Annotated in this window: 2 protein-coding genes; one reads left to right on the plus strand and one right to left on the minus strand. The window is 49.3% G+C overall.

The window, feature by feature from the left end; genetic code table 11:
* The coding region (locus Q0236_RS11460) for a phosphate acyltransferase (protein WP_297918116.1) at nt 1-856 on the minus strand (856 nt) is incomplete at its 3' end.
* A 112-nt stretch (nt 857-968) separates the two neighbouring features.
* Here Q0236_RS11460 and Q0236_RS11465 point away from each other — a divergent pair.
* Nucleotides 969-1,688 (plus strand): helix-hairpin-helix domain-containing protein, encoded by a 720-nt coding sequence (locus Q0236_RS11465; protein ID WP_297918119.1) that lies wholly within the window; start codon nt 969-971, stop codon nt 1,686-1,688.
* Nucleotides 1,689-1,790 lie beyond the last annotated feature (102 nt).

Genomic DNA, 1,790 nt, shown 5'->3' on the forward strand with positions numbered 1-1,790 from the left:
ATTTTTCTAAGCTCGCATCCGTCTGCGGATCTAAAATTTTAACGCCCGCTAGATCAAGCCCCAGCTCGCTCGCGCTTTTTTGCACTTCGTCTTGCCGCCCAAGTAGGATCAAATTTGCCGCTCCGCTTTGCTTTATAATCGCAGCCGCGCGCAAAATTCTCTCGTCGTCGCTTTCGGGCAGTACGACGGTTTTAACGTTCGCGCGAGCTTTGGCGTATAGTTCGCTTTCAAATTTCAAAGGGGTTAAAATTTCGCAGCGCGTGGAATTTGCCGCGTCCGTGAAGTAGCTCTTGTCGGCAAGGACTTTATCGAGCTCTATTATGCCGTAAAGCTTTGAATCTTCGTCGTGAGATTTTGCGCCGCTTTCGCGGGCGGAATTTTTGCCGCAAAGCCCCGATTTTTTAGAATTTGCGCCGCTAGAGCTTGATCTGTCCGCAGCAAATAAAATTTTACCTTCATATACGCTGGCGAAATTCAGCGCTTTTGCTGCAGCGATTGCGCGCTCGCCGATGCGCGCGGCAATTTCGTTAGGATAAAATCCGCAAACGGGGATATTTAGATCCTTGGCTATTTGTAAATTTAGCTCGCGCATATCTGCTCCCGCCGCGCCGCGAACCAGCACGAAGTTGCACTGCTGCAGGATCTGTGCAAAGCGCTCTATCGCCGTCTTTCGCACGTGCTCTTCCTGCCCGTCCGCGAGCGCTCTTTCAAGCTCGCTCCTGCTAAAAAGAGCATTTTCTCCCGCAATGCAAAGTTGCAAAACGTTGTGAAAGCTCATAGATAAAATTTCGTCTAGTTTTTTTAGCTCGGATTCGTAGGCGGCAGGCTCATCGCATAGCAGCAAAATTCCGTTCATTGATCGGTCCTTTTAAATAAGATGGGCAATTGTAGCAAAATTTTGCTTGTGTGTTAATCAAAGATTTATAATGGGGGTTTAGAATTTGGTAACTTTCAACAAAGGAGCGCACATGAAAAATTTAGTGATTTTGGCTCTTTTAGTGAGCCTCGCCTTGGCGAAAATCAATATAAACGAAGCTAGTCGCTACGAGCTGATGACGATCGGCGGACTTGATGCGGGTAGGGCGGATATGCTTATGCAATACCGCCAAAAGCGCGAAATTTCAAGTGCAGATGAGCTAAAGGGCATCAACGGCTTTGCAAGTTACGATACCGCCAAACTGCAGAAGAGCTTTGAAATATCGCCTAGAGCTAATGTGCAGCAGCCGGTGCAGCCTGATCGCGATATAGTCGTGGTCGAAAAGACCCGCACCCGCACGGTTTACGGAGGCTCTACTTACAGACGCGTTGAAAATTACGGCAATGGCATCACGATCACAGAAACCGGCACTTTACCGCCACCTCCTCCGCGAGGATATGGTAGGCACGGCGGCATGATGCTGCCTCCTCCCCCACCTCCTGGCGGTATGCCACCACCTCCGGGAGGTATAAAACCACCTCCTCCGCCACCGCCACCTCCGCGCGATGATTATTCTCGCAAGAGAAGTTCTAATAGTATGAGCGATAGCGAAATCGGCGGAAGCTCGCGCCGTAACATGCCGGTGCCTATGCATATGGGAACGATCCGCTCGAAAAGATCCAGCAGCGTCACAAGCTTCGGCGACTGCGATCCGCAAAGCGGTAACTGCGCTAGCGTAGGCGTAGGCGTGCAGGTAGATAGAGGGTTTTAAAATTTAATTTATGCGGGCGGAATTTTAGGATTTTAAATCGAGATTCCGCCCGCCCTAAATTTACGGCTAAATTTTAAAATTTCGTAACGTAGAATTTAAAAT

It is taken from the genome of uncultured Campylobacter sp., assembly GCF_938031315.1.
Taxonomy (GTDB): Bacteria; Campylobacterota; Campylobacteria; order Campylobacterales; family Campylobacteraceae; genus Campylobacter_B.